Origin of the sequence: Bradyrhizobium sp. CCGUVB14 (assembly GCF_024199935.1) — a bacterium.
Classification (GTDB): Bacteria; Pseudomonadota; Alphaproteobacteria; order Rhizobiales; family Xanthobacteraceae; genus Bradyrhizobium.
Genome location: NZ_JANADS010000001.1, coordinates 9,074,118 through 9,099,273, shown reverse-complemented (window position 1 = coordinate 9,099,273; position 25,156 = coordinate 9,074,118). Strand labels below are relative to the sequence as shown.

At 65.0% G+C, this 25,156-nt stretch carries 28 protein-coding genes; 20 read left to right on the top strand and 8 right to left on the bottom strand.

Annotation, left to right across the window (positions count from 1 at the left end; translation table 11 throughout):
• Window positions 1-17 precede the first annotated feature (17 nt).
• The 3 genes from NLM32_RS42605 to NLM32_RS42595 all read left to right on the top strand — a co-directional run bounded on the left by NLM32_RS42605 (window position 18) and on the right by NLM32_RS42595 (window position 2,854).
• Window positions 18-449: a hypothetical protein gene (locus NLM32_RS42605; protein ID WP_254134618.1), complete on the top strand. Its 432-nt coding sequence runs from the start codon at window positions 18-20 to the stop codon at window positions 447-449.
• Window positions 450-575: 126 nt separating this feature from the next.
• Entirely contained in the window at window positions 576-2,453 is a 1,878-nt protein-coding gene (gene htpG, locus NLM32_RS42600) for a molecular chaperone HtpG (RefSeq protein WP_254134617.1), read from the top strand.
• A 122-nt stretch (window positions 2,454-2,575) separates the two neighbouring features.
• Window positions 2,576-2,854 carry a DUF3551 domain-containing protein gene (locus tag NLM32_RS42595; RefSeq protein WP_254134616.1) on the top strand — a complete coding sequence of 93 codons (279 nt, stop codon included), beginning with the start codon at window positions 2,576-2,578 and terminating at the stop codon, window positions 2,852-2,854.
• Window positions 2,855-2,923: 69 nt separating this feature from the next.
• On the opposite strand, the gene NLM32_RS42590 is transcribed toward NLM32_RS42595, so the two are convergent.
• Window positions 2,924-3,904, bottom strand: a complete 981-nt coding sequence (locus NLM32_RS42590) for a tripartite tricarboxylate transporter substrate binding protein (protein ID WP_254134615.1) — start codon at window positions 3,902-3,904, stop codon at window positions 2,924-2,926.
• 226 nt (window positions 3,905-4,130) lie between these two features.
• Here NLM32_RS42590 and NLM32_RS42585 point away from each other — a divergent pair, with 226 nt between their 5' ends.
• The 5 genes from NLM32_RS42585 (at window position 4,131) to NLM32_RS42565 (ending at window position 8,753) form a co-directional block, all read left to right on the top strand.
• Window positions 4,131-5,945 carry a long-chain-acyl-CoA synthetase gene (locus NLM32_RS42585; RefSeq protein ID WP_254134614.1) on the top strand — a complete coding sequence of 605 codons (1,815 nt, stop codon included), beginning with the start codon at window positions 4,131-4,133 and terminating at the stop codon, window positions 5,943-5,945.
• Between the two features lie 153 nt (window positions 5,946-6,098).
• Window positions 6,099-6,344, top strand: a complete 246-nt coding sequence (locus NLM32_RS42580; protein ID WP_015688794.1) for an acyl carrier protein — start codon at window positions 6,099-6,101, stop codon at window positions 6,342-6,344.
• Window positions 6,331-7,701, top strand: a complete 1,371-nt coding sequence (locus tag NLM32_RS42575; RefSeq protein ID WP_254134613.1) for a class I adenylate-forming enzyme family protein — start codon at window positions 6,331-6,333, stop codon at window positions 7,699-7,701. The genes NLM32_RS42580 and NLM32_RS42575 overlap by 14 nt, the downstream gene beginning before the upstream one ends.
• Window positions 7,694-8,416 (top strand): SDR family NAD(P)-dependent oxidoreductase, encoded by a 723-nt coding sequence (locus NLM32_RS42570; protein ID WP_254134612.1) that lies wholly within the window; start codon window positions 7,694-7,696, stop codon window positions 8,414-8,416. Before NLM32_RS42575 ends, NLM32_RS42570 begins: the two co-directional genes overlap by 8 nt.
• A gap of 127 nt (window positions 8,417-8,543) precedes the next feature.
• Window positions 8,544-8,753: a hypothetical protein gene (locus NLM32_RS42565; RefSeq protein ID WP_254134611.1), complete on the top strand. Its 210-nt coding sequence runs from the start codon at window positions 8,544-8,546 to the stop codon at window positions 8,751-8,753.
• 13 nt (window positions 8,754-8,766) lie between these two features.
• Here the strand turns inward: NLM32_RS42565 and NLM32_RS42560 are convergent, their stop codons facing one another.
• Entirely contained in the window at window positions 8,767-9,141 is a 375-nt protein-coding gene (locus tag NLM32_RS42560) for a hypothetical protein (RefSeq protein ID WP_254134610.1), read from the bottom strand.
• A 174-nt stretch (window positions 9,142-9,315) separates the two neighbouring features.
• Here NLM32_RS42560 and NLM32_RS42555 point away from each other — a divergent pair, with 174 nt between their 5' ends.
• On the top strand, window positions 9,316-10,470 hold the full coding sequence (locus NLM32_RS42555; protein ID WP_254134609.1) for a DUF3095 domain-containing protein: 1,155 nt from the start codon (window positions 9,316-9,318) through the stop codon (window positions 10,468-10,470).
• Here NLM32_RS42555 and NLM32_RS42550 read toward each other — a convergent pair.
• Together NLM32_RS42550 and NLM32_RS42545 are read right to left on the bottom strand one after the other, a co-directional pair.
• Window positions 10,467-10,907, bottom strand: coding sequence for a DUF2147 domain-containing protein (locus NLM32_RS42550; RefSeq protein ID WP_254134608.1), 441 nt, complete (start codon window positions 10,905-10,907; stop codon window positions 10,467-10,469). The genes NLM32_RS42555 and NLM32_RS42550 overlap by 4 nt on opposite strands.
• Before the next feature lie 101 nt (window positions 10,908-11,008).
• Window positions 11,009-11,536 (bottom strand): GNAT family N-acetyltransferase, encoded by a 528-nt coding sequence (locus NLM32_RS42545; protein WP_254134607.1) that lies wholly within the window; start codon window positions 11,534-11,536, stop codon window positions 11,009-11,011.
• 206 nt (window positions 11,537-11,742) lie between these two features.
• Here NLM32_RS42545 and NLM32_RS42540 point away from each other — a divergent pair, with 206 nt between their 5' ends.
• From NLM32_RS42540 to NLM32_RS42485, 11 genes are all read left to right on the top strand, one after another.
• Window positions 11,743-12,339: a superoxide dismutase gene (locus tag NLM32_RS42540; protein ID WP_063985730.1), complete on the top strand. Its 597-nt coding sequence runs from the start codon at window positions 11,743-11,745 to the stop codon at window positions 12,337-12,339.
• 174 nt (window positions 12,340-12,513) lie between these two features.
• Window positions 12,514-13,125 (top strand): permease, encoded by a 612-nt coding sequence (locus tag NLM32_RS42535; RefSeq protein ID WP_254134606.1) that lies wholly within the window; start codon window positions 12,514-12,516, stop codon window positions 13,123-13,125.
• Complete coding sequence (locus NLM32_RS42530; protein WP_008138982.1) at window positions 13,122-13,622, top strand: hypothetical protein; 501 nt, start codon at window positions 13,122-13,124, stop codon at window positions 13,620-13,622. Before NLM32_RS42535 ends, NLM32_RS42530 begins: the two co-directional genes overlap by 4 nt.
• A 313-nt stretch (window positions 13,623-13,935) precedes the next feature.
• Window positions 13,936-14,688, top strand: coding sequence for a metal ABC transporter ATP-binding protein (locus tag NLM32_RS42520; protein ID WP_254134604.1), 753 nt, complete (start codon window positions 13,936-13,938; stop codon window positions 14,686-14,688).
• Between the two features lie 6 nt (window positions 14,689-14,694).
• Entirely contained in the window at window positions 14,695-15,564 is an 870-nt protein-coding gene (locus NLM32_RS42515; protein ID WP_254134603.1) for a metal ABC transporter permease, read from the top strand.
• A 2-nt stretch (window positions 15,565-15,566) separates the two neighbouring features.
• Window positions 15,567-16,430 (top strand): metal ABC transporter substrate-binding protein, encoded by an 864-nt coding sequence (locus NLM32_RS42510; protein WP_254134602.1) that lies wholly within the window; start codon window positions 15,567-15,569, stop codon window positions 16,428-16,430.
• A gap of 56 nt (window positions 16,431-16,486) precedes the next feature.
• Window positions 16,487-17,533: a GTP-binding protein gene (locus NLM32_RS42505; RefSeq protein ID WP_254134601.1), complete on the top strand. Its 1,047-nt coding sequence runs from the start codon at window positions 16,487-16,489 to the stop codon at window positions 17,531-17,533.
• Complete coding sequence (locus NLM32_RS42500) at window positions 17,533-18,552, top strand: WD40 repeat domain-containing protein (RefSeq protein WP_254134600.1); 1,020 nt, start codon at window positions 17,533-17,535, stop codon at window positions 18,550-18,552. Before NLM32_RS42505 ends, NLM32_RS42500 begins: the two co-directional genes overlap by 1 nt.
• 30 nt (window positions 18,553-18,582) lie before the next feature.
• On the top strand, window positions 18,583-19,302 hold the full coding sequence (locus NLM32_RS42495) for an MgtC/SapB family protein (RefSeq protein ID WP_254134599.1): 720 nt from the start codon (window positions 18,583-18,585) through the stop codon (window positions 19,300-19,302).
• A 101-nt stretch (window positions 19,303-19,403) separates the two neighbouring features.
• Window positions 19,404-19,742, top strand: coding sequence for a hypothetical protein (locus NLM32_RS42490; RefSeq protein ID WP_254134598.1), 339 nt, complete (start codon window positions 19,404-19,406; stop codon window positions 19,740-19,742).
• A 115-nt stretch (window positions 19,743-19,857) separates the two neighbouring features.
• Complete coding sequence (locus tag NLM32_RS42485; protein ID WP_254134597.1) at window positions 19,858-20,598, top strand: acetoacetate decarboxylase; 741 nt, start codon at window positions 19,858-19,860, stop codon at window positions 20,596-20,598.
• An 89-nt stretch (window positions 20,599-20,687) separates the two neighbouring features.
• Here the strand turns inward: NLM32_RS42485 and NLM32_RS42480 are convergent, their stop codons facing one another.
• The 4 genes from NLM32_RS42480 to NLM32_RS42465 form a co-directional block, all read right to left on the bottom strand.
• Window positions 20,688-22,130, bottom strand: a complete 1,443-nt coding sequence (locus tag NLM32_RS42480) for a homospermidine synthase (RefSeq protein ID WP_254134596.1) — start codon at window positions 22,128-22,130, stop codon at window positions 20,688-20,690.
• A gap of 48 nt (window positions 22,131-22,178) precedes the next feature.
• A complete protein-coding gene (locus NLM32_RS42475; protein ID WP_254134595.1) occupies window positions 22,179-22,568 on the bottom strand; it encodes a RidA family protein in 390 nt (129 codons plus the stop codon).
• Window positions 22,569-22,714: 146 nt separating this feature from the next.
• Window positions 22,715-23,302, bottom strand: a complete 588-nt coding sequence (locus NLM32_RS42470) for a GNAT family N-acetyltransferase (protein WP_254134594.1) — start codon at window positions 23,300-23,302, stop codon at window positions 22,715-22,717.
• A gap of 132 nt (window positions 23,303-23,434) precedes the next feature.
• Window positions 23,435-24,577 (bottom strand): type III PLP-dependent enzyme, encoded by a 1,143-nt coding sequence (locus tag NLM32_RS42465; protein ID WP_254134593.1) that lies wholly within the window; start codon window positions 24,575-24,577, stop codon window positions 23,435-23,437.
• Window positions 24,578-25,156: the final 579 nt, after the last annotated feature.

Genomic DNA, 25,156 nt, shown 5'->3' with positions numbered 1-25,156 from the left:
GCGAGGGACCGACAGCCATGCCACAGATTCAAAAGGTATTTTTGGGTGCCGTCGCCATCGCCGCGACGCTTTGCGCCGTTCAGGTCGGCGCCGTTCAGCTTGCCTCCGGCCACGATCTGGCCGAACGCTGGCAGGCTCTCGCCGAGCAGCCGGGCCAGACCTCGGGTCGGAATGTCGCAAGTCATGACGTCAATCGCGCCAGCAAGTCCGATCGGCTCGCCGACCTCAAGCCGGCGGCCGCTCCGACCCGCACCGTCTCGATGCGGCTGAACGATCTGGCCGACACGTCCGTGCTGATCCGGGTCCCCGCGGTGGTCGAGACCGGCAATGCCAAGCCCTCAACCATGCTGTTGAAGCCGGGCCGCAAGCCGACCATCGCGTGTGAGCCGATGGTGAGCTCCCTGACCGAGGTCGCCAAGCTGCTGCAGCCCGGCCGCTGCGTGACCTGATCGGGCCCGTCCCTACCTGCCAAACCGCCCCTCCGCCTGGGGGGGCGGCTTTGCACGTCCACTTGATCCCCTATCCCATCGCGTTATATCCCGGGTTTCCTTACTTCCGATTGACCGGGTAAACGCATGACGACGTCCGATACGGCCACGCATACGCAGCCTTTCCAGGCCGAGGTTTCCGAGCTGCTGCACCTGATGGTGCACTCCGTCTATTCGGAGACCGACATCTTCCTGCGCGAGCTGGTCTCCAACGCCTCGGATGCCTGCGACAAGTTGCGCTATGAGGCGATCGCCAATCCGGCCCTGCTGGGTGAGGGCGACGCGCCCAAGATTCGGATCATCCCGAACAAGACGGCAGGGACGCTGACGATCGCCGACAACGGTATCGGCATGGAGCGGCAGGAGCTGATCGATCATCTCGGCACCATCGCCCGCTCCGGCACCAAGGCCTTCGTGTCGAAGCTGAAGGAGGCCAAGGACGGCCTCGGCCTGATCGGCCAGTTCGGCGTCGGCTTCTATTCCGCCTTCATGGTCGCCGACAAGATCGTCGTCGTCAGCCGCCGTGCCGGCGAAAGCGACGTCTGGACCTGGACGTCGTCAGGCGGCTCCGGCTTCGAGATCGCACGCGCGAGCGACGAGGAGGCGGCGCGTGTGGCGCGCGGCACCGAGATCGTCCTGCACCTCAAGGACGACGCGAAGAAGTATCTCGAGACCTACGAGATCGAGCGCATCGTCGGCGCCTATTCCGACAACATCCTCTTCCCGATCGAGCTGGTGCCGGAAGAAGGCGAACCTCGCCAGATCAATTCGGCGAGCGCGCTGTGGCAGCGTTCGAAATCCGAGCTTTCGACGGAAGACTACAAGAAGGCCTACCAGCAGATCGCGTCCGCCTTCGACGATCCCGCGATGACACTGCATTATCGCGCCGAGGGGCGCTACTCCTATGCCGTGCTGCTGTTCGCGCCGTCGACCAAGCCGTTCGACCTGTTCGAGCCGAACCGCAAGGGCCGCGTCAAGCTCTATGTCCGCCGCGTCTTCATCACCGACGATGCGGATCTCCTGCCGGGCTATCTCCGCTTCATCCGCGGCGTCGTCGACAGCGAGGATCTCCCGCTCAACATCTCGCGCGAGATGCTCCAGAACAACCCGCAGCTGGCGCAGATCCGCAAGGCCGTGGCGACCCGCGTCGTCAACGAGCTCGAAAGCCTCGCCGAGAAGGACGCCGAGAATTTCGCAAAGATCTGGGACGCTTTCGGCGCGGTGCTGAAAGAGGGCATCTACGAAGATTTCGAGCGCCGCGAAAAGCTGCTCGCGCTGTCTCGCTTCACCACCACGACCGGCGAGAAACGCGCGCTCAAGGACATCGTCGCCGATTTCAAGCCGAACCAGACCGAGATCTATTATCTCGTCGGCGACAGCATCGAGCGGTTGAAATCCAGTCCGCGGCTGGAAGCCGCCACCGCGCGCGGCATCGAGGTGCTGCTGCTGTCCGATCCGGTCGATGCGTTCTGGACCTCGATGCCGACGGAGTTCGAGGGCAAGCCGCTGAAGTCGCTGAGCCAGGGCGATCTGAATCTCGACCTGATCCCGCGCGTCGACGACACGGACGAGTCGAAGAAGGACGAGCCCGAGGCCGACGAGGCCGCCACCATCGCGGTGATCAAGGCGGCGCTTGGCGAGCGCGTCAGCGACGTCAAGGCCTCGACCCGCCTCACCAGCTCCGCTTCCTGCCTCGTCGCCGACAGCCAGGGCCCAAGCCGCGAGCTCGAGCGGCTGCTGGCGCAGCAGAACCGCGGCATGCGCACCAAGCCGATCCTGGAGATCAATCTGCGCCACCCCATGGTCACGGCGATCACCAAGGCCCAAGCCGGCTCGAACACGGTCGATGACCTCAGCCTGCTCCTGCTCGAACAGGCGCAGATTCTGGATGGCGAGCTGCCGGAAGATCCGGCCGCGTTTGCGGCAAGGCTGAATCGTCTCGTGCTGCAGGGGCTGGGTGGGTAGCGCCACGGCGCGCTCACCTTGCCGTCATTGTCCCCAGGAACAGTCGCCTCGGGCGTAGCGTTGTGTCATAGGAGGCCGTCGGCATCAGATCCGTCGACGCCACCTATTCGAGGAAATGTCCGATGCGCCTCCCTGTCCTGACCCTCACCGCCATCGCAGCGCTTTTCGTCGCGACTCCTGCCAGCGCCCAGCGTTACGACCCGCGTTATCCGGTGTGCATGCACATCTGGTCGGGCGGCCCTCACGGCGGCGCCAGCGACTGGTACGATTGCTCGTTTACATCAATTGAGCAGTGTCGCGCGACGGCATCGGGCCTTTCCGCGATGTGTGACGTCAATCCCTATTACGCCTTCGATCGGCAGCAGCCTCCGGCGCGCAAGCGTCACAAGACGGTGTACTGACGGGCTGTGGGTGCGATGTCCGGCGGATTGTTCGACCAAGCAATCAATCCGCCTGACGCGTGGAAGAGGCTATTCCTTCCTGATCCCGGACAACTCCACCACCTTGCGCCAGCGCTCGGTCTCGGCGGTCAGCATGCCGCTGAACTCGCCCGCATTGCCGTGCAGCGGGATCGCGCCGAGCTCGGCGATGCGCGCCTTGATCTCGGCGTCGGACAGCGCCGTGTCGACCTCGCGATTGAGCAGGTCGACGATCTCGCGCGGCGTGTCGTAGGGGGCGCCGACGCCGTAGAACGAGGATGTCTCGTAGCCGGGAAGCGTGCCGGCAATCGATGGTACCTCAGGCAAAATCTCCGAGCGCTCGCGCGTGGTGATGCCGAGCGCGCGCAGCTTGCCGGCGCGCACCAGTTCGAAGGACGAGGTGACGTTGTCGAACATGCCCTGGATTTGCCCGCTCATCACGTCGGTCAGGCCCGGCGCGGAACCGCGATAGGGCACGTGGGTGAACTGCACGCCGGCCATCGACTTGAACAGCTCGCCGGAGAGATGCAGCGAGGTGCCGATGCCGGACGAGGCGATCGACATCTTGCCGGGATTGGCCTTGGCGTAGGCGATGAAGTCGGCAACGCTCTTGACCGGCAAGTCGTTGTTGACGACCAGCACCAGCGGAATCCGCGCAACGCCGGCGACCGGCGCGATGCCCTTGGCGAAATCATAGGGCAACGCCGGATCGAACGAGGCGTTGATCGCATTCGCAGTCGAGGTCAGCAGCAGCGTGTAGCCGTCCGGCGCGGACGTGATCACCGCCTGCGTGCCGATATTGCTGCCGGCACCAGGCTTGTTCTCGACCACGAAGCTCTGGCCGAGCCGGTCGGACAGGCGCTGGCAGATCAGACGTGACAGCACGTCGGTGGCGCCGCCAGGTGCATAGGGCACCACCCATTTCACGCTGCGCGAGGGATAGGACGGGTTGCCGATCGCAAAGGCGCGCGGAGCCACGAGCGTGGCTGCGGCGCAGGCCGCGGTCTGAAGGAAATGTCGCCTGGTGATCATGATGGCCTCCATTTCATCTCTCGCGGGGCGAGAGGACGCGCGCAGCACGCTCGAATGACTGGCGTTGCTATCGCAAGAATCGCGTCGGGCCGCACGACGTTCCCGTCGGCTTGGTAAAGGATGATCGCAGTTAATCGAGAGCTAACCGAGTTTTACCTTGTCTCTTAACACCTGGGCAGGGCGCGCGCGCTAAGCTGCCGGGAACAAGCAGATACCGCCCGAAAGAATGAACGGCATGACCACCGGCGTCATCGAGCAAACGAAAGCCGCGCGCGCGCCTTCGGCTTCAAAGATCTGGCTGAAGGCGATCGAGCTGACGGCGCGGATCGAGACGCTGCCGGGCCGGCTCTTCGCCGACGTCGTCGACGATTGGGCACGTCGCCAGCCCGACCGTGTCGCGCTGGTCACGGACGACGCAAGCCTCGACTATGACGGCCTATCGAAGCGCATCAATCGCTATGCGCGCTGGGCACTCTCGGTCGGCGTCGCCAAAGGGGATACTGTCGGCCTGATCATGCCGAACGGCATCGACTATGTCGCGGCCTGGCTCGGCATCAGCCGTGTTGGCGGCGTGGTGGCGTTGATCAACACCAGGCTCGTCGGGCAATCTCTCGCGCATTGCATCGATGTCGCAAAGCCCTCGCACATCATCGTCGCGCATGACCTCTCGGAGACGCTGGAGAGCGCGGCGCCGCACCTGAAGACCGACGCCAAGGTCTGGACCCATGGCGATGCCCGCAGCGAGCGTGCGATCGATGTTGCGCTCGCCGCGCTCGACGACGAGGCGTTGCTGCCGGAGGAGCACGGCGACGTCACCATCGATGACCGCGCGCTGCTGATCTATACCTCCGGCACCACCGGCCTGCCGAAGGCTGCCAGCATCAGCCATCGCCGCATCCTCAACTGGGGTTTTTGGTTCGCCGGCCTCACCGGCGCGACACCGCAGGACCGTCTCTACGATTGCCTGCCGCTGTTTCACTCGGTCGGCGGCATCGTCGCGCCGTGCAGCATGCTCGCAGCCGGCGGTTCGGTGGTGGTCGCCGAGAAATTCTCGGCGTCGAACTTCTGGCCCGACATCGTGCGGCACGACTGCACCCTGTTTCAGTATATCGGCGAGCTCTGCCGCTATCTGCTCAAGGCGCCGCCGTCGGAATACGAAAACCGCCACCGCCTGCGGCTCGTCTGCGGCAATGGCCTGCGCGGCGATATCTGGGAGGATTTCCAGGGCCGTTTCGCCATTCCGCGCATCCTCGAATTCTACGCCGCGACCGAAGGCAATTTCTCGCTGTTCAACGTCGAGGGGCAGCCGGGCGCCATCGGCCGTATCCCGCCGCTGCTCGCGCATCGCTTTCCCGCCGGTCTCGTCAAGCTCGATCCCGACAGCGGCGCGCCGCTGCGCAATGAGGAAGGCTTTTGCTTGGCCTGTGCCCGCGGTGAGCCGGGCGAGGCCATCGGTCGCATCGGCAGGGCGGACGAGGGCGGTGGTCGTTTCGAGGGCTATACCGACGCGGGTGAGACCGAGAAGAAGATTTTGCGCAACGTCTTTGCCAAGGGCGATGCCTGGTTCCGTACCGGCGATCTGATGCGGCTTGACGACAAGGGCTTCTTTCATTTCGTCGATCGTATCGGCGATACCTTCCGGTGGAAGGGCGAGAACGTCGCGACCTCCGAGGTCAACGACGCCGTGCGCGATTTCACCGGCGTGGTCGATGCCACCACCTATGGCGTCAGCATTCCCGGCGCCGATGGCCGCGCCGGCATGAGCGCGATCGTCGTGAACGAGGGCTTTGACATCGCCGCGCTGTCTGCGCATCTCGCGCAGCGGCTGCCGGCCTATGCCCGCCCGGTCTTCATCCGCATCTCGCGCGAGCTCGATGCGACCGAGACATTCAAGCAGAAGAAGGGGGAGCTCGCGCGCGAGGGCTTTGATCCAGGCGCGGTGACGGATCCGATGTTCATGCTCGAGCCGAAATCCGGCGCTTATGTTGCGCTGGATGAGAAGACGTATGCGCAGGTCGTGGACGGTACGATCCGGCTGTAACGGAAGCAAAATCGCGAGATAGGTCCAATTTTATCTGAATTGTCCAAGAGGCCATTTACTTCTGTCCGGTAAACCCACGGGCAAGGGGAGGCGGTCATCGAGAGCCGCCGCAAGAAACACGATCGATTAACTAAAGTCAGAGGCGAGCCAGCCATGTCGGTACGATCCAAGGTCATTGAAGCGATCCAGCAGATCGCAAAAGAGCAGCACGTCACGCTTCCCGCACTTTCGGACGATCTGTCCCTGCACGAGACGGGCTTTGACTCGCTCGCTTTCGCGATCCTGGTCGCGCGTCTCGAGGACGAGACCGGCGTCGATCCCTTCACCATTTCCGAGGACGCAGCGTTCCCCGCCACCGTGGGTGATTTCGTGCGGGCCTACGAAAATGTCCCCGCGTGAGATCTTCGCGCTCCGTGATCATCTGAAAGGGCGGACACTGTCGGATGCGCACGATGTCGTGTCGCTGACCGACATCCTGTCGCAGACGGTCCTCGGTGGCCGCCTGCGCGAGCTGTCCGGCCGCGCGGTCCTCCTGAAACTGTCGGACCAGCTCCGCTCGGGCCTCGCCATGATCGAGCTCGACGGCATCGCCCGTCGCATGCTGCTATGCCCGCCGGATCTCAATCCTGCGCATCTGGACGCGCTCATCGCCGATGCCGGCATCGATGCCGTCGTCACCGACCAGCCCGATCGCTGGGCCGCGACCGGCGTGTCGCTGGTCGTTATCGCCCGATTGCCACTTCAAGCCACGACGCCCGCGCAGACCGAGCGCGCGACCGAATGGCTGATGCTGACCTCGGGCACATCGGGCGTGCCCAAAATCGTCGGCCACACGCTGGAAGCGCTCACCGGCGCCATCGTCACCGAAGGCCCCGCCAAGGGCCCGGCGCCGGTCTGGGCCACCTTCTACGACATCCGCCGCTATGGCGGCCTGCAGATCTTCCTCCGCGCCGTCCTCTCCGGCGGCTCGATGGTGCTGTCGGATCCGCACGAGGCGCTCGCCGATCACGTCGCGCGGCTGAACGCGCGCGGGGTCTCGCACATCTCCGGCACGCCCTCGCACTGGCGCAAGCTTCTGATGAGCGGTTCGGCCGCGCAGTTCGCGCCCGGCTACGTCCGCCTCTCCGGCGAGATCGCCGACCAGGCGGTGCTCGACGGCCTCAAGGCGGCATTCCCGAATTCCTCCGTCGGTCATGCCTATGCCTCCACCGAGGCCGGCGTCGGCTTCGCCGTTAATGACGGGCTCGAGGGTTTTCCGGCGAACTATCTCGGCAACCGCAACGGCGTCGAGATGAAGGTCGTCGACAGCTCGCTGCGCATACGCTCGACGCGGACGGCACACGCTTACATCGGCCGCAATGCGGCTGCGCTCACCGACGGCGACGGTTTCGTCGACAGTGGCGATATCGTCGAATTGCGTGGCGACCGATATTATTTCGTCGGCCGCCGCGGCGGCATCATCAATATCGGCGGCCTGAAAGTTCATCCCGAGGAGATCGAGGCGGCCATCAACCGTCATCCAGACGTGCGGATGTCGCGGGCGAAGTCGCGGCGCAGCCCGATCACGGGCGGCATCGTCGTCGCCGACGTGATTCTTGCCGACGGGACCGACCAGGCGCGCGCGAAGGACATTCGCGACCAGATCCTGGATCAGTGCCGCGCGCAGCTGGCGTCCCACAAGGTGCCGGCGGTAATCCGCTTCGTCGAGGCGCTCGACGTCACCCCGGCCGGCAAACTGGCGCGCACCGATGCATAATGTTCTCGTCACCGGCGGCAGCCGCGGCATTGGCCTTTCGATCGGCAAGCGGCTGGTCAGCGCCGGCTACAATGTGATCGCGGCCGCACGACGTGAGAGCGATGAGCTCAAGGCCGCGATCGCTGCCTCCGAGGGCCGCCTGCATTTCCGCGCCTGCGACCTCGCCGTGATCGATGCGATTCCGGCCTTTGCAAAACTGGTGCGCGACGAGTTCGGCCCGACCTACGGCCTCGTCAACAATGCCGGCCTCGGCACCGAGGGCCTGCTCGCAACCATGCATAATTCCGAGATCGAGTCGCTGGTACAGCTCAACGTGCTGTCGCCGATCATCCTCACCAAATATGTCGCGCGCCAGATGATGGCGGATGGCGCCGGCCGCATCATCAACATCTCCTCGATCATCGCGACGACCGGTTACAACGGCTTGTCCGTTTACGGCGCGACCAAGGCCGCCGCGACCGGCTTCACCCGCTCGCTCGCGCGCGAGGTCGGCAAGCTCGGCATCACCGTGAACGCGATCGCGCCCGGCTTCATCGATACCGAGCTGACGCACAATCTCTCCGACGAAAGCCGCAAACGCATCGCCGGCCGCAGCGCGCTGCGCCGCCTGCCGGAGACCGACGACGTCGCGCGCATGGTGGAATATCTGCTCGGCGAGGGCGGCCGCAACGTCACCGGCACCGTGTTCACGATCGACGCAGGGAATACGGCCTGACACGGAACTCCGCCGTCGCAATCGGGTTGATCCGGCGCAATGACATTGAGCCGGATTTAGTCGTAAGATGCCTCGTGCTCGATTGGGTTACGTCAATCGAACTGCCCTAAACGACAGGGAGCAGTCCATGGTCACGCCAACCGTTGCGAGTCACGGTCAAACGTCTGCAGAGCCATCGCCCGCGAAACTGGACGATACCCGCTGCCCGCCGATGTCGCATCAAAACTCCGGCAGCCACGGCTACGAAATGTATCCGCAGCAATTCGTGCGGCTGATCGGCTGTCATGACGTGCCGGCATCGGCCCTGCGCAAGCGCCAGGACGAGAAGCTGCATTAGCGCGCGTCGGCGCTCACGTCTGATGTTTCGGCAGATCAATCCGCGCGTGCGAGAATTCCGGCGGCCCTTCGGTCAGGCGGCGAATGCGGCGCTCGCGTTCGTCTGCGGGCAGAGCGGGATCGAGCAGGCTCTCGATCTCGTTCACCGCGATTTCCTCGATTCTCGTCGCATCCGACGTGATCGTGTGCGTCGATGACGGCGCCGCGGGCGCAATCCTGAGGCCGAAATTGACCAGCTTGCAGATCGCTTCCGAGCGCGACAGGTGATGGTCCCGCGCCCAGGCATCCACGGCCGCGGTGAGCCATTCCGGCAGTTTGACCGCACTGATGATGTCGGACACCTCGATGATCCCGTGCAAGCTTCTGGGGCGGTCCGACCGTAGCGTCATCCCCGGCCGGCTGTTTGATGCCGATCAATGACGACGTGCGGCATTGCGGCGCGGAGCGAGCTTGTTGTCCGGCGCCATTTCGGCCAAAGATCGGGGCATCGAAGGGGGCGCGAACCCCGATCGATCCTGCCACGTATCTCGTTCGGACGCGTCCCAACCATCCAGCATCATCCAATGATCCCAGGCGACTCCTTTTACGGCAGCATCCCTGTCTTCCGCGGCTTCACCAGCCTGATGGAGCCAAAGCTCTATTCGCCGCTGCCGGAGGACTGGAGCATTGGCGTCGCCGACATCGTCGATTCCACCAAGGCGATTGCGGCGCAGCGCTACAAGGCGGTCAACATGGCTGGCGCTGCCGTGATCGCCGCGGTGACGAATGCGCTGGAGGGACGCGAATTTCCCTTCGTGTTCGGCGGCGACGGCGCCAGTTTCGCAGTCGCGCCGGGCGATCTCGATGCGGCCCGCGAAGCTTTGGCTGCGACGGCGACCTGGGTGCGGGAAGACCTCGATCTCAAGATGCGTGTGGCGCTCGTGCCGGTGAGCGCCATCCGTGCCAAAGGTTTCGACGTGCGCGTCGCGCGCTTCGGTCCGTCGGCCAATCTGTCCTACGCAATGTTCTCCGGCGGCGGGCTCGCCTTCGCCGACGCCGCGATGAAGCGCGGCGAGTTCGCCGTCGCCGAGGCGTCCGCCGGTACGCAGCCCGATCTCTCCGGCCTGTCCTGCCGCTTCGAGGTGATACCGGCCTCGCGCGGGCTGATCCTGTCGGTGCTGGTGATGCCGGCTGCTGGCGTCGACCCGCAGGCCTTCCGCAAGGTGATCGAGGACATCATCCATCTCGTCGAGCGCAGTCCGGAGTCCGGGCGTCCCGTGCCGCCGCAGGGGCCACCGCTGAAATGGCCGCCGCAGGGCCTCGATTACGAGGCGCGGGCGATCCGCGGCGGGTCATTGCTCAAGCGTCGCGCCGGCCTGCTTGCCTATACGTTTTTCGTCTACGTCCTGATGCGCTTCGACATCAAGGTCGGCGGCTTCCTGCCGAAGGTCTACAAGCGCCAGGTGGTCGAGAATTCCGACTTCCGCAAATATGACGACGGACTGCGCATGATCCTCGACTGCACGCCGGAGCTCGAGCGGGCGCTGAGCGATCGTCTCGCGATCGCCGCGCGCGACGGCGTCGTGCGCTACGGCCTCTACCAGCAGGATGCCGCGATGATGACCTGCTTCACGCCCTCTGCGCTGCGCAGCGACCACGTCCACTTCATCGACGGCGCGCGCGGCGGCTACGCCTCGGCGGCGACGGCGCTGAAGGCGATGATGGCGGCTGCGACCTAGCGACCCGCGCGCGTCCAGGTTTCGCCGCCGCAGAGCGCGCCGACGCAGCCTTCGACGCGCAGCGTCTCTGCGCCCGTCACGGAGACGCTGCTCGCATAGGTGCTGCCGTCATCGGCATTGTAGATCTGGCCCGACCATTTGTTCGGACCCGATGATTGCATGCCGGAGAACAGCGGCAGGCCGATCATCGGGCGTCTGGCGAGCGCGGGATTGGGGTTCTTGCTGTCGGTGGCGGGCTGGCCGGTCGCGGTGTCGTGGGGCTCGCGCAGCCAGACGATGACGCCGCAGATGCCGCCGCCGCATTTGCTGATTTTTACGCGCGCATCGCCGGCCTGGGTGAGCCAGGTCCCGCTCGCGTCCGCGCTCTGCGCATGCGCAGCCGTTGCGCCGGACAGCGCAGCGAGGAGGACGGTGAGAATGGCGAATCTGCGGGACATGGAAAGGCCTCGGAATGGAGGGCGTCTCCATAGCAGCAAATCAGAATCGTGCAACGCCTGATGGAATCACATTGCTGCGTTCATTTGCCCCAGAGAGCGTCTCACCAGGGCAGGCCGCAGAGGTCAATGGTGCCGAGCGTCGGTGCGCGGACGATGTTGAACACATAGGGCGCCGTATGCGTGAAGCGGATCCGCCCCTCCGGCTGCTCGCAATAGACCTCGCCCTTGAAGGACAGCCAGCTGCGCGCCTCGTAGAACGCGGCATTGTGCGGCTCGCAGAACAGGATCGCGAAGCGCACCGCCTCGTTGGCGCGCATGGTATGCACCGCCGCGTCGATCGCCATGGTGGCATAGCCTCGCCCCCGCCGATCCTCGCGCGTACAGACGCCGCCGATGCCGCCGACATGTGCCTTCTGTCCATTCCAGGTGATGGTGCGGAAATAGATGCCGACATGGCAGACGAGGCCGTCCTCGGGAGTCTCGATCAGCACGCGGAGATCGGGATTCGCCCACTTGATATGGCCCCAAGGCAGCTTCTCCACCACCTCGCGCGGATAGACTGCCTTGAAAAGCGGCTCGGCAATCGGCCACGCGGCGTCGCCGTTCAAAATGTCGATTTCGATGCTCATGGCTTTCGCAGCTCTGCTCCGTGACGCATTCGTTCTGCCATAAGCGCTTCAAAGGCAATGATATTTTTCGGGGGTCTGAAAGCTGCGCAATCGGGCCATGCCGTGGCAATCGCGCCTTTTCGCAAATTGGCGGTATTTAACGGCGCAGGAACCTTCTATAAGGGGTGACCGTTAAAACGTTCCCCACCAGTTGCGGACAAGAACCCATGACATTCACGCTGCCCCCACTCCCTTACGCCTATGACGCCCTCGGCCAGTTCATGTCGAAGGAGACGCTGGAATTCCACCACGACAAGCATCATCAGGCCTACGTCACCAACGGCAACAACGCGCTCAAGGGCACCGAATGGGAAGGCAAGTCCCTTGAAGAGATCGTCAAGGGCTCGTTCGGCAAGAACCCCGCGGTGTTCAACAACGCCGGCCAGCACTACAACCACATCCACTTCTGGAGCTGGATGAAGCCCAATGGCGGCGGCACCAAGCTGCCGGGCAAGCTCGAGAAGAAGATCAACGAGGACCTCGGCGGCTTCGAGAAGTTCAAGACCGACTTCCAGGCGGCCGGCGTCGGCCAGTTCGGCTCCGGCTGGGCCTGGCTCCAGGTCAAGAACGGCAAGCTCGAGATCGCCAAGACCCCGAACGGCGAGAATCCGCTGGTGCACGGCGCCACCCCGATCCTCGGCGTCGACGTCTGGGAGCACTCCTACTACATCGACTATCGCAACCGCCGTCCCGACTATCTCAAGGCGTTCGTCGAGAACCTCGTGAACTGGGAATACGTCGAGTCCCTGTTCGACAAGGCGTAAGTCTTACGCCGTCAGAAACGAAAGGCGGTCGCTCGCGCGGCCGCCTTTTTGCTGTGCGGAATTGATTGAGCCAGTCCTGCGCGGTGCGCGCACGGGTCTGTCATCGTTCCGTTTGCATCGCCTCGACGGCGCCCTTAATCAGGAGAGGCATCACCCTCGAGCCGACCCAGCCCGTTGTCAGATTCTTCCCCGAAAAGTCCTGCGCCTGCCGAGGACGCGGACTCCGAGCCGCACCCCGGGCGCATCCGCAAGCCGATCGGCTGGTCGACGATCATCATTGCGGCGCTGGTGGCGGTGAGCGCCGGACTGGTCTGGCGCCGTGACGGCACCGATGGCGTTCTCGACATTCTCACCCACGACCTCTCGCTGTTCGGCGGCATCCTGCCGCGCGTACTGGCGGGCTGCCTGCTCGGCGCCTTCATCTCGGAAATCCTGCCGCACGAAAAAGTCTCGCGCTCGCTTGGGCCTAAATCCGGCCTGATGGGCCTTCTGATCGGCACCGCCTTTGGCGCGATCCTGCCCGGCGGTCCCTTCACCGCCTATCCCGTGGCGAGCGCACTGCTCGCGGTCGGCGCCGATTTCGGCGCCACCATCGCCATGGTCGTGAGCTGGACGTTGATCGGCTACGGCCGTGCGGTCGCCTGGGAAATTCCGATCATGGGCACCGACTTCACGCTGTGGCGGATTCTGATCTCGCTGCCGCTGCCGGTGCTCGCCGGCGCGCTCGGCCGCTTCGTCTACGTCAGGGTCTATCCGAAGCGCGACAGCGACGAGGAGGCGGCGTGAGCGCGGCGCTCCTCATCGATATCCTGCTGTGGGGCTCGGTGTTCGGCGTCGGCCTGATCGCCTTCCGTCGTGGCCCTCCGGTGTTCAAGGCCTCGCTGCGCGAGGGCTCGATGGATTTCATCAACATCGTGCCGCGGATCGCACTCGGCGTGATCGGCTCCGGCTATATCGCCGCCATCATCCCGCAGGAGGTGATCACCGGCTGGCTCGGGCCGGACAGCGGCTGGCTCGGGGTTGCAACCGCCGTGGTCGCCGGCGCCGCCACGCCCGGCGGCCCGGTGATCGGCTTTTCCATCGGCACGGTGGCGTTGAAGTCGGGCGGCGGGGTGCCCCAGGTGGTCGCCTATGTCGTGGCCTGGGCCCTGTTCGCCTTCCAGCGGGTGATTTTGTGGGAAATCCCGTTCATGCCGGCCCGTTTCGTCTGGTTCCGCTGCGCGGTCTCGGTGCCGTTCCCGTTCGTGGCGGCCGCCATCGCGATGGTGATCGGCAAGCCCTGAGCCGGGCGTGGACAGGGGTAATGTTATAATATAACGTCCTGGACATGGTTCCCGCCGCGTCCCACGCCCATCATCACGACCATGCCCACGGTCATTCGCCTGGCCACTCCCACGGCCATTCCCATGATCATGACCACGGGCATTCGCATGGGCACGACCACACCCACGCCCATGTCCATGACGCGGCCTCGCCGCACCCGGCCCAGGAGGCGCCCTGGTCGATCCTGCGCATGACCATGGCCGGCCGCCTGTCGGCCGCCGTCGCCGTCTGCGCCGTGCTCTGGGGCGTCGTCTTTCTGGCGATGAGGTGACCATGGCGGCCATACACTTTCACAACGTGACGCTCGGCTATGACCGCCATCCGGCCGTGCACCATCTCAACGGCGAGGTCGCGCCCGGCGCGCTGGTCGCCGTGATCGGTCCCAACGGCGCCGGCAAGTCGACGCTGCTGCGCGGCATCGTCGGCATCCTCCGGCCGCTCGACGGCAGCATCCATCTCGGCGGGTTAGATAGCCGCGACATCGCCTATCTGCCGCAGAGCGCGGACATCGACCGCAGCTTTCCGATCTCGGTGTTCGATTTCGTCGGCACCGGGCTGTGGCGCGGGACGGGCCTGTTCGGCGGCATCGGCAAGGCCGCGCGCGAAAAGATTCTTCGCGCGATTGCGTCGGTGGGACTCAACGGTTTCGAGAACCGTCCGATCGGCACGCTCTCGGGCGGGCAGATGCAGCGCGTGCTGTTCGCGCGTGTGCTGCTCCAGGATGCGCGCCTGATCGTTCTCGACGAGCCCTTCAACGCCATCGACAGCAAGACCACGGCCGACCTGCTCGCGCTGGTGAAACACTGGCATGGCGAGGGCCGCACCGTGCTCGCCGCGCTGCACGACATGGAGATGGTGCGCACCCATTTCAGCGAGACGCTGGTGCTGGCCCGCGGCCCCGTGGCCTGGGGGCCGACGGCGGAGGTGCTGACGCCGGAAAACCTGCTGGTTGCGATGCGGATGTGCGAGGCCTTCGACGACAGCGCCACCGCCTGTGCCGAGGACGGGCGCTCGCGGGCGGCGTGATAGCAGATGATTTATGACGCGCTGATCGGCCCATTCACCGAATTCGAGTTCATGCGGCGGGCGCTTGCCGCGGTGATCGCGCTGTCGCTGGCGGGCGCCCCGATCGGTGTGTTCCTGATGCTGCGGCGGATGAGCCTCGTCGGTGACGCCATGGCGCATGCAATTCTGCCGGGCGCCGCCGTCGGCTTCCTGCTGTCCGGCCTCAATCTGTTCGCGATGACGGCCGGCGGGCTGATCGCCGGCTTTGCGGTTGCGATCCTCGCCGGCGTGGTCGCGCGCTCGACCGGGTTGAAGGAGGATGCCTCGCTTGCAACCTTCTATCTGGCTTCGCTGGCGCTCGGCGTCACCATCGTCTCGATCAAGGGCACCAATATCGATCTCTTGCATGTGCTGTTCGGCAACATCCTTGCGATGGACGATCAGACGCTGCTGGTGGTCGCCTTCAACGCCACGGTCACGCTGCTGGTGCTCGCGGTGATCTACCGGCCGCTGGTGATCGAGAGCGTCGATCCCTTGTTCTTGCGCACGGTCAGCCGCGCCGGCGGCCCCGCGCATCTCGCCTTCCTCGCGCTCGTCGTCATCAACCTCGTCAACGGCTTTCAGGCGCTCGGCACTCTGCTCGCGGTGGGATTGATGATCCTTCCGGCCGGCATCGCGCGGTTCTGGTCGCGCGATCTGACGGTGATGATCTGCATCGCGGTCGTCGCTGCCGCCGTCTCGGGCTATGCGGGCCTCGTGCTGTCATTCCAGACCCGCGTGCCCTCCGGCCCTGCGATCATTCTCGTGGCGACGGTGCTCTACATCGTCTCCGTCCTGTTCGGCCGCGTCGGCGGCATCGTCCGGCAGCTGTTTCCCGGCCGGCATCTGGAAGCATGACGATGCGCTTCCTTCTGCTTTTTGCGCTGCTGCTGATCGCCTCGCCGCTGCATGCCGCCGAGCGGCTCAATGTCGTTGCGAGCTTCTCGATCCTCGGCGATTTCGTCCGCGCTATCGGCGGCGACCGGGTCAACGTGACCACGCTGGTCGGTCCCGACAGCGACGTCCATGTCTACACGCCGGCCCCGAGCGATGCGAAGCGGATCGCGGACGCAAAACTTGTCATCGTCAACGGGCTCGGCCTCGAGGGCTGGCTGCCGCGGCTGGTTCAGTCCGCAGGCAGCAGAGCGACGATCGTGACCGCGAGCGCCGGCATCGCGCCGCTGAAGCTCGGCTCGGCCGCAGACCCCCATGCCTGGCAATCCGTGCCCAACGCCAAGGTCTATGTGACCGACATCGCCAACGCGCTGGTCGCGGCCGACCCCGACGATGCCGAGCTCTTCCGCACGCAGGCAAAGGCCTATCTGGACAAGCTCGAAGCGCTCGACCGGGAGGTCCGCGAGGCCGTGGCCAAAATCCCGCCCGAGCGGCGCAAGATCATCTCGACCCACGATGCCTTCGGCTATTTCGCCGCCGAATATGGCGTCCAGTTCGTGGCTCCCCTCGGCGTTTCCACCGAAACCGAGCCCAGTGCGCGGGACATTGCCGCCATCATCGGCCAGATCAAGGCTGCGAGGATCCCGGCGGTTTTTCTGGAAAATATCAGCGACGACCGCCTGATCCGGCGGATCGCAGCCGAGACCGGCGCAAAGGTCGGCGGGACCCTGATTTCGGACGGTTTGACCGGCGAAAAGGGGCCTGCACCCACTTACATTGACATGGTCAGGCACAATATAAAGGCCCTGACCAGCGCGCTTGACCATTAGGGCAGGGGGCCACCCCGTAGCCTCGCGTCGCGCGGCAAGCCGACCCCGGAGTTCTTATGTCTGAAGCGACCGCGTCCAAAATTCCCGTGACCGTCCTGACCGGCTATCTCGGTGCCGGCAAGACCACGCTGTTGAACCGCATCCTGTCGGAAAACCACGGCAAGAAATACGCCGTCATCGTCAACGAATTCGGCGAGATCGGCATCGACAACGACCTCATCATCGGCGCCGATGAGGAAGTGTTCGAGATGAACAACGGCTGCATCTGCTGCACCGTGCGCGGCGACCTCGTCCGCATCATGGACGGTCTGATGAAGCGCAAGGGCAAGTTCGACGCCATCATCGTCGAGACCACCGGCCTTGCCGATCCGGCGCCGGTCGCCCAGACCTTCTTCGTCGACGAGGACGTGCAGAAGAACGCGCGGCTCGACGCGGTGGTCACGGTTGCCGACGCCAAATGGCTGGCCGACCGGCTCAAGGATGCGCCCGAAGCCAAGAACCAGATCGCCTTCGCCGACGTCATCGTGCTGAACAAGACCGATCTCGTCACCAAGCCCGAGCTTGCCGAGGTCGAAGCCCGCATCCGTGGCATCAATCCCTATGCCAAGCTGCATCGCACCGAGCGCTGCTCGGTTGCCCTGGCCGACGTGCTCGATCGCGGCGCGTTCGACCTCGACCGCATCCTCGACATCGAGCCTGATTTCCTCGAGGTCGACGATCATGATCACGACCATGACCACCATCACGGCCACGACCATCATCACCACCATGATCACGGCCACGGCCTGAAGCACTATCACGACGAGGACATGCAATCGCTGTCGCTCAAGACCGACAAGCCGCTCGATCCGAACGTGTTCATGCCCTGGCTCCAGAACCTGGTGCAGGTCGAAGGCGGCAAGATCCTGCGCTCCAAGGGCATCCTCGCCTTCCACGACGACGATGACCGCTACGTGTTCCAGGGCGTTCACATGATGCTGGAGGGCAACCACCAGCGGAAATGGAAGGACGGCGAGCCGCGCGAGAGCCGCCTCGTCTTCATCGGCCGCGAATTGCCGGAAAAGGCCATTCGCGAGGGCTTCGAGAGCTGCATCGTCTCGTGATGAAAGAGTTTACGCCGGCCCCCGATTCCGCCTCGATCGTCTCCGTCACCGATCGCGTCAAGCCCGTGACGCTCGGCATCGGCGTGACCTCGGTGCATTTCCTTGGCCTCCGCGCCGCCTTCGTCGGCGGGGAGGAAAACGTCGCATTCGTCGACGCCAAGGGCGAGATCACGATGGTTGCCGTGCATAGTGGCGGCATTCTCTCGACCGCCTCGGACGGCAAGCGCCTCGTGATGGGCGGCGATGACGGCAAGGTCGTCTCGCTCGATGCCAAGGGCGAGGTGACGCTGCTCGCCACCGATCCGAAGCGGCGCTGGATCGACGCGGTGGCGGTGCATCCGGATGGCGCCTACGCCTGGTCGGCCGGCAAGACCGCGACCGTCAAGAGCGGCAAGGCCGAGGAAAAATCGCTCGAGGTGCCCTCGACCGTCGGCGGGCTCGCGTTCGCACCGAAGGGCTTGCGGCTCGCGATCGCGCATTACAACGGCGCGACGCTGTGGTTTCCCAACATGGAAGGGTCGGCCGAATTCCTGCCCTGGGCCGGCTCGCATCTCGGCGTCACCTTCAGCCCGGACAACAAGTTCCTGGTCACCACCATGCACGAGGCGGCCCTGCACGGCTGGCGGCTCGCCGACAGCAGGCACATGCGCATGACCGGCTATCCCGGCCGTGTCCGCTCGATGTCCTGGAGCGCGGGTGGCAAGGGCTTGGCGACCTCGGGTGCCGATACCGTCATCATCTGGCCGTTCGCCAGCAAGGACGGCCCGATGGGCAAGGAGCCCGCGATGCTCGCGCCACTGCAGGCGCGCGTGTCGGTCGTCGCCTGCCATCCGAAGAACGACATCCTCGCCGCCGGCTACAGTGACGGCACCGTGCTGATGGTGCGGCTGGAGGACGGCGCGGAGATCCTGGTCCGCCGCAACGGCACCCCGCCGGTGGCCGGGCTCGCCTGGAACGCCAAGGGCACGCTGCTGGCCTTCGCCGACGAAAATGGGGACGGCGGTCTGCTGGAGCTTTGATCTGTCATGGTTCCGGCCGTATAGGAGACCATGCGATTTCTCACGACCTTCCAGCTTGCCGACTTCGCCGACACGCTGATCAGCCTGTTCACGGCCTTCGTGCTGGGCACGCTGATCGGCGCCGAGCGGCAATATCGTCAGCGCACCGCCGGCCTGCGCACCAACGTGCTGGTCGCGGTCGGTGCTGCCGCCTTCGTTGATCTCGCCATGCATCTGGACGGCGCCGACGGCGCGGTGCGGGTGATCGCCTATGTCGTCTCGGGCATCGGCTTCTTAGGGGCCGGCGTCATCATGAAGCAGGGCATGGACGTGCGCGGCCTCAACACCGCGGCGACGCTGTGGTCCTCGGCCGCCGTGGGGTCCTGCGCCGGGGCCGACATGGTCGCGCAGGCGGCCGCGCTGACCGTGTTCGTCATTGCCGGCAACACCATGCTGCGCCCGCTGGTTAATGCCATCAACCGCATTCCGCTGAACGAGAAGGCGCTGGAGGCGACCTATTACTTCAAGCTCGCAGTCACGATCGACGCCTTGCCGGACATGCGCGATCGTCTCGTTGACAAGCTGGAGGCCGCGAAATATCCGGTGGCCGACGTCGATGTGGTCGAGATCGGAGACGACGATTTGCTGGAGATCGTTGCCAAGCTGGTCGCGACCGCGGTCGATCCGAACGAGCTGAACGCGGTGGCGACCGACCTCCAGCATCTGCCCGGCGTGCGCCATGCCACCTGGGAAGTCAGCACCACGGAGTAGGCGCGGCCTGTTGGCGTGCAAGCGAGCGGTTCCCGCCCGGCTGGGCACGGAACCGCAGCCGGGCCATTTCGTTGATCCCGCGGACAAAGGCGGTGATCGACATGCCCGGCCAAGATGACAAGCGCAGATTGAAGCTCGATTTGACGATTGCCTGCTCGCTATTCGCAGCAGGCGTCGTGGTGTCAGTGATGTCACTCGCCCAAATCCGTGCCCAGAGCCGGATGGAGTTGGCCCAGGCGACGCAGCCGCTTCAGGGCACGCCGTCCAACGATCAGAACAAGACGCCCGCCGAGGCCAAACCCGGCGGCGATCGGCCGACCACGCCGGCGCCGGAGCCCGCGCGCCCCGATCCGCAGACGCAAGGTGCGGCGGGAGCCGCCAAACCGGCATTGCCGCCGGCTCCGGCCGAGAAGGTCGCGCCGCCGCTTGAGAAGAAATAGCCTCGACGGCCGCGCGTCTTGACGCGTATTTGACTGCCGATGCCACTTCAACGATCTCGCCTCGGCGTGCAGGGCGCCCCATAATCCGTCGAACCAACGACAGATGGGGCCTTCCATGAAGATCGAGGACGTCCGCCGTACCGCTTACTCGATGCCGCTCACCAACCCGTCATTCCCGCCGGGGCCATATCGCTTTTTCAACCGCGAATATTTCATCATCACCTACAGAACCGATCCCGACGCCCTGGCTGCCATCGTGCCTGAGCCGCTCGAGGTGGCGGAGCCGGTGGTGAAATACGAATTCATCCGCATGCCCGACTCCACCGGCTTCGGTGACTACACCGAGACCGGGCAGGTGATCCCGGTCCGCTTCAAGGGTGAGCTGGGCGCTTACACCCACGCGATGTATCTCGACGACGAAGGTCCGATCGCCGGCGGCCGCGAGCTGTGGGGCTTTCCGAAGAAGCTGGCGCGGCCGAAGATCGAGGTCGAGAGCGACGTGCTGGTCGGCTCGCTGCATTATGGTTCGGTGCTCTGTGCCTCAGCGACCATGGGCTACAAGCACCGCAAGGTCGACCTTGACGCGGTGCTGCAGCCGATGAAGGCACCGAACTTCATCCTGAAGATCATCCCGCATGTCGACGGTAGCCCTCGGATCTGCGAGCTGGTGCGCTTCCATCTCGAGGACATCACGCTGAAGGAAGCCTGGACCGGTCCCGCCGCACTCGGCCTGTTTCCTCACGCGCTCTGCGACGTCGCCCGCCTGCCGGTGCGCGAAGTGATCTCGGCGTTGCACTTCAAGGCGGACCTGACGCTCGGGCTCGGCAGCGTGGCGTTCGATTACATGGCCAAGTAACCTGGCGAAGTAACGAGGCGAGACTGGCCGCGAAACGAAAATGCCCGGCGCGAAGCCGGGCATCATGATCGATCAGGCCTCGTGCGCGATCACCGCACCAGAATATTCCGGAACTGCCAGGGATCGCTGGTGTCGATGTCTTCCGGGAACAGTCCCGGACGATCCGTCAGCGGCGTCCAGTCGGTGTAGAAACCCTTCACCGGGCCGAGATACGGCAGCTGGATTTCCAGCAGGCGATCGAAATCCATCTCGTCGGCTTCGACGATGCCTTCCCTGGGGTTTTCCAGCGCCCACACCATGCCGCCGAGCACGGCGGAGGTCACCTGCAGGCCGGTCGCGTTCTGATAGGGCGCGAGCGCGCGGGTCTCTTCGATCGAGAGCTGCGAGCCGTACCAATAGGCGTTGTTGTCGTGGCCGAACAGCAGCACGCCGAGCTCGTCGATGCCGTCGACGATCTCGTTCTCGTCGAGGATGTGGTGCTTCTCCTGCATCTTCGCGGCGCGGCCGAACATTTCGTGCAGCGACAGCACGGCGTCGTCGGCCGGGTGATAGGCATAGTGGCAGGTCGGCCGATAGACCGCCTTGCCCGATGCATCGCGCACCGTGAAGTAGTCGGAGATCGAGATCGACTCGTTGTGGGTGACGAGGAAGCCGTATTGCGCGCCGCGGGTCGGGCACCAGGTGCGCACGCGCGTGTTGGCGCCGGGCTGCATCAGATAGATGGCCGCGCCGCAGCCGGCTTCGTGGGTGCGCGCATTCTCGGGCATCCATTTCTCGTGGGTGCCCCAGCCGAGTTCGGACGGCTGTACGCCTTCGGAGAGGAAACCTTCCACCGACCAGGTGTTGACGAAGACATCCGGCTCCTTCGGTGTCTTGGAGCGCTGGGTGTCGCGTTCGGCGATGTGGATACCCTTGATACCGGCCTGCCGCATCAGGTCAGCCCATTCGGCCTTGGTCTTCGGCTTGGGGGCGTTGAGCTTCAGGTCGGCCGCGACGTTGAGCAGCGCCTGCTTGACGAAGAAGGAGACCATGCCGGGATTGGCGCCGCAGCAGGACACGGCCGTGGTCGAGCCCGCCGGGCGCGCCTTCTTGGCGGCCAGCGTCACTTCGCGAAGTGCATAATTGGAGCGCGCTTCCGGGCCCTTGGTCGAATCGAAATAGAAGCCGAGCCAGGGCTCGTTGACGGTGTCGATATAGAGCGCGCCGAGCTCGTTGCAGAGCTCCATGATGTCGGTCGAGCCGGTGTCGACCGAGAGATTGACGCAAAAGCCCTGGCCGCCGCCTTCGGTCAGCAGCGGGGTCAGCAATTCGCGGTAATTGTCCCTGGTCACGGCCTTCTGGATGAAGCGCACATTCTGCTTCTCGCAATGCGCCTTGCGGCCCTCGTCCTTGGGGTCGATCACGGTGACGCGGGACTTGTCGTAATCGAGATGCCGCTCGATCATCGGCAGCGTGCCTTTGCCGATGGAGCCGAAGCCGACCATGACGATGGGACCGGTGATCTTCGCGTAGATCTGCGAGGGGTGGCTCATGGGATGGGTTCTCCGGAACGTGCTGGCGGACAAAGGGTGATGGGTGGATCAGGCGCTGCGGCGCTTGGCGGTGACTTCGATCTCGACCTTCATCTCGGGCTTGGCGAGCGCGCTGACGACCAGCAAGGTCGCAGCCGGTCTGATGTCACCGAGAACCTCGCCGCAGACGGCGAAGTGGGCGTCGATGTAGCTGGCGTCGGTGACGTAGTAGGTCGCACGGACGATATCGGCCATCTCGAATCCGCCCTCCCGCAGGGCGGCCTCGATGGTCTTGAAGCAGTTGCGTGACTGGCTCGTGACATCGGCCGGCATTGTCATCGTCGTGTAGTCATAGCCGGTGGTTCCCGCGACGAAGGCGAAGTCGCCGTCGATCACGGCGCGGCTGTAGCCGACGCTCTTCTCGAGGGGGGAGCCGGTGGAAATCAGGCGACGGGACATGGGTTCGGCCTCGGCTGAAGGGGGATTTCGTGGGGTTTACGGGCAATTTGCGGGCCGGCGCAACCCCAAAGCAATGGAGCTGAACGGAGGCGCAGCCGGACGAAGCCGCTCAACGCGGCTTGGTCCGTCGCCATCATGGCGATGTCTTAGGCCGCGTGCGCCTGGAGAGGGCGAACTACCCTCCGTTTGGGCAGGGCCGCGCCGGTCGGGACGATCATCCCCTCGGCGCCATCCAGCGCACCGGCCTCGAATTCGATCGCCAGCAGGCGCTCGCGCTCGAACGGGCCGGGCAGCATCAGCGCGCCGGTCTTCTCGGCCGAGAAGCCGAAACGGGCATAGTAGGGCGCATCGCCGAGCAGGATGACGGCGGCATGCCCGCGCGCCCGGGCGGCGGCCAGCGCTTGTTGCATCAGCGCGGCGCCGATCCCGAGCTCGCGGCAGGCAGGGTCCACCGCCAGCGGTCCGAGGACCAGAGCGGGCCTGCCTCCGGCGCTGACGTGCCACAGCCGCACGGTTCCCACGAGTGTCCCCTCGCGCACAGCCGACAGGGCAAGGCCTGCGGCAGGTGCACGTCCGTCGCGCAGGCGCTGGCAGGTGCGGTCATGGCGGTCTTCGCCAAAACTGGCATCCAGCAGCGCTTCTCGGGCGGCGACGTCGACAGCTCGTTCCGCACGGATCGCGAACGGAGCGGCTTTCGAAGTGAGGGCGACTTGTGGCTTCCGAAAAGCAGTCATGGCGCGTCAGTCCCCGCTTGAGCCGACGTGCGCGCAGCACGCCGGTCCAAGGCGTCGTCAGAATCAAAGATGTCAGGGAGGAGCCGGCAAGCCGGCTCCCGGGTTCGTCAGGCCTCGGACAAGAGAGGCCGCTTAGATGTGGTAGGTCCGCAGCGGCGGGATGCCGTTGAATGCCACCGCCGAGTAGGTCGACGTATAGGCCCCGGTGCCTTCGATCAGCAGCTTGTCGCCGATCTCGAGTGTCACCGGAAGCGGATACGGGGTCTTCTCGTACAGCACGTCGGCGCTGTCGCAGGTCGGGCCTGCGAGCACGCACGGGGTCATGTCCGCGCCGTCATGCGGGGTGCGGATGGCGTAGCGGATCGACTCGTCCATGGTCTCGGCGAGACCACCGAACTTGCCGATGTCCAGGTACACCCAGCGCACCTCGTCCTCGTCGCTCTTCTTCGAGATGAGCACGACCTCGGATTCGATGATGCCCGCGTTGCCCACCATGCCGCGACCCGGCTCGATGATGGTCTCCGGAATCTGGTTGCCGAAGTGCTTGCGCAGCGCGCGGAAGATCGAACGGCCGTAGGTCACCACCGGCGGCACGTCCTTGAGGTACTTGGTCGGGAAGCCGCCGCCCATGTTGACCATGGTCAGGTTGATGCCGCGCTCGGCGCAGTCGCGGAACACCTGCGAGGCCATCGCCAGCGCACGGTCCCACGCCTTCACCTTGCGCTGCTGCGAGCCGACATGGAAGGAGATGCCGCACGGCTCCAGGCCCAGGCGCTTGGCGACGTCGAGCACCTCGACGGCCATTTCCGGGTCGCAGCCGAACTTGCGCGACAGCGGCCATTCGGCGCCGGCGCAGTCATAGAGGATGCGGCAGAACACCTTCGCGCCGGGAGCGGCGCGGGCGACCTTCTCGACCTCGGGGACGCAATCGACCGCGAACAGGCGAATGCCGAGCGCGAAGGCACGCGCGATGTCGCGCTCCTTCTTGATCGTGTTGCCGAAGGAGATGCGGTCGGGCGTCGCACCGGCGGCCAGCGCCATCTCGATCTCGGCGACGGTCGCGGTGTCGAAGCAGGAGCCCATGGAGGCCAGCAGTGCCAGCACTTCCGGCGCCGGGTTCGCCTTGACGGCATAGAACACGCGGCTGTCGGGCAGCGCCTTGGCGAAGGTCTGGTAATTGTCGCGCACGACCTCGAGGTCGACGACGAGGCACGGCTCGGTGTCGAGACCTTCCTTGCGGCGGTTGCGCAGGAATTCCTGGATACGTTCGGTCATGGCACTCTCCAACGGCCCCAGCGACGGGGTCCGCATCAACGTGACGTCGGATAAGAGTGCTCCGGCCACACCGCGCGATGGAGGCGCGTTGAGACCAAAAGACTCAAACCAGACTGTGCTGCCGTGGATTGGTTGGGAGAGTTTCCCGCCCGCACACCTGGCAATGAAGGACAAGCCTTTTCAGTAGCCCGCGCCGGCGTTGGAATGCCGGTAGAGACCAAAAAAGCCCGATCCGTCGTTGCTTTAAGTCGCGTCCCCCGTTGAGAGCGGGGTGCGCCGGTTCGCCTCCGGCTGCCAGTCACGGTTGCAAAAAGTGAAGTCACCTTCGACTAGGCATCTCTTTGAGAGAGATGCTGGGCGCTCCGGGCTTGCTGTCCATCTTCAACCCCTGGAGGTTTCCGACTTCCGCACTTCCGAAGAGCCCCTCGGCTTCTTCACCCCTTGGCGGCTGTCCGGCCTCTTGTCCGGATACCTACCGACTGACACACGACCACAGGCACGTGCGAAATTGGGCAAGAGCGCACATAAGCGTTTTGACTCGGCTTCGCAAGAATTTTTTTAGGCTGAAGACAGAATTGC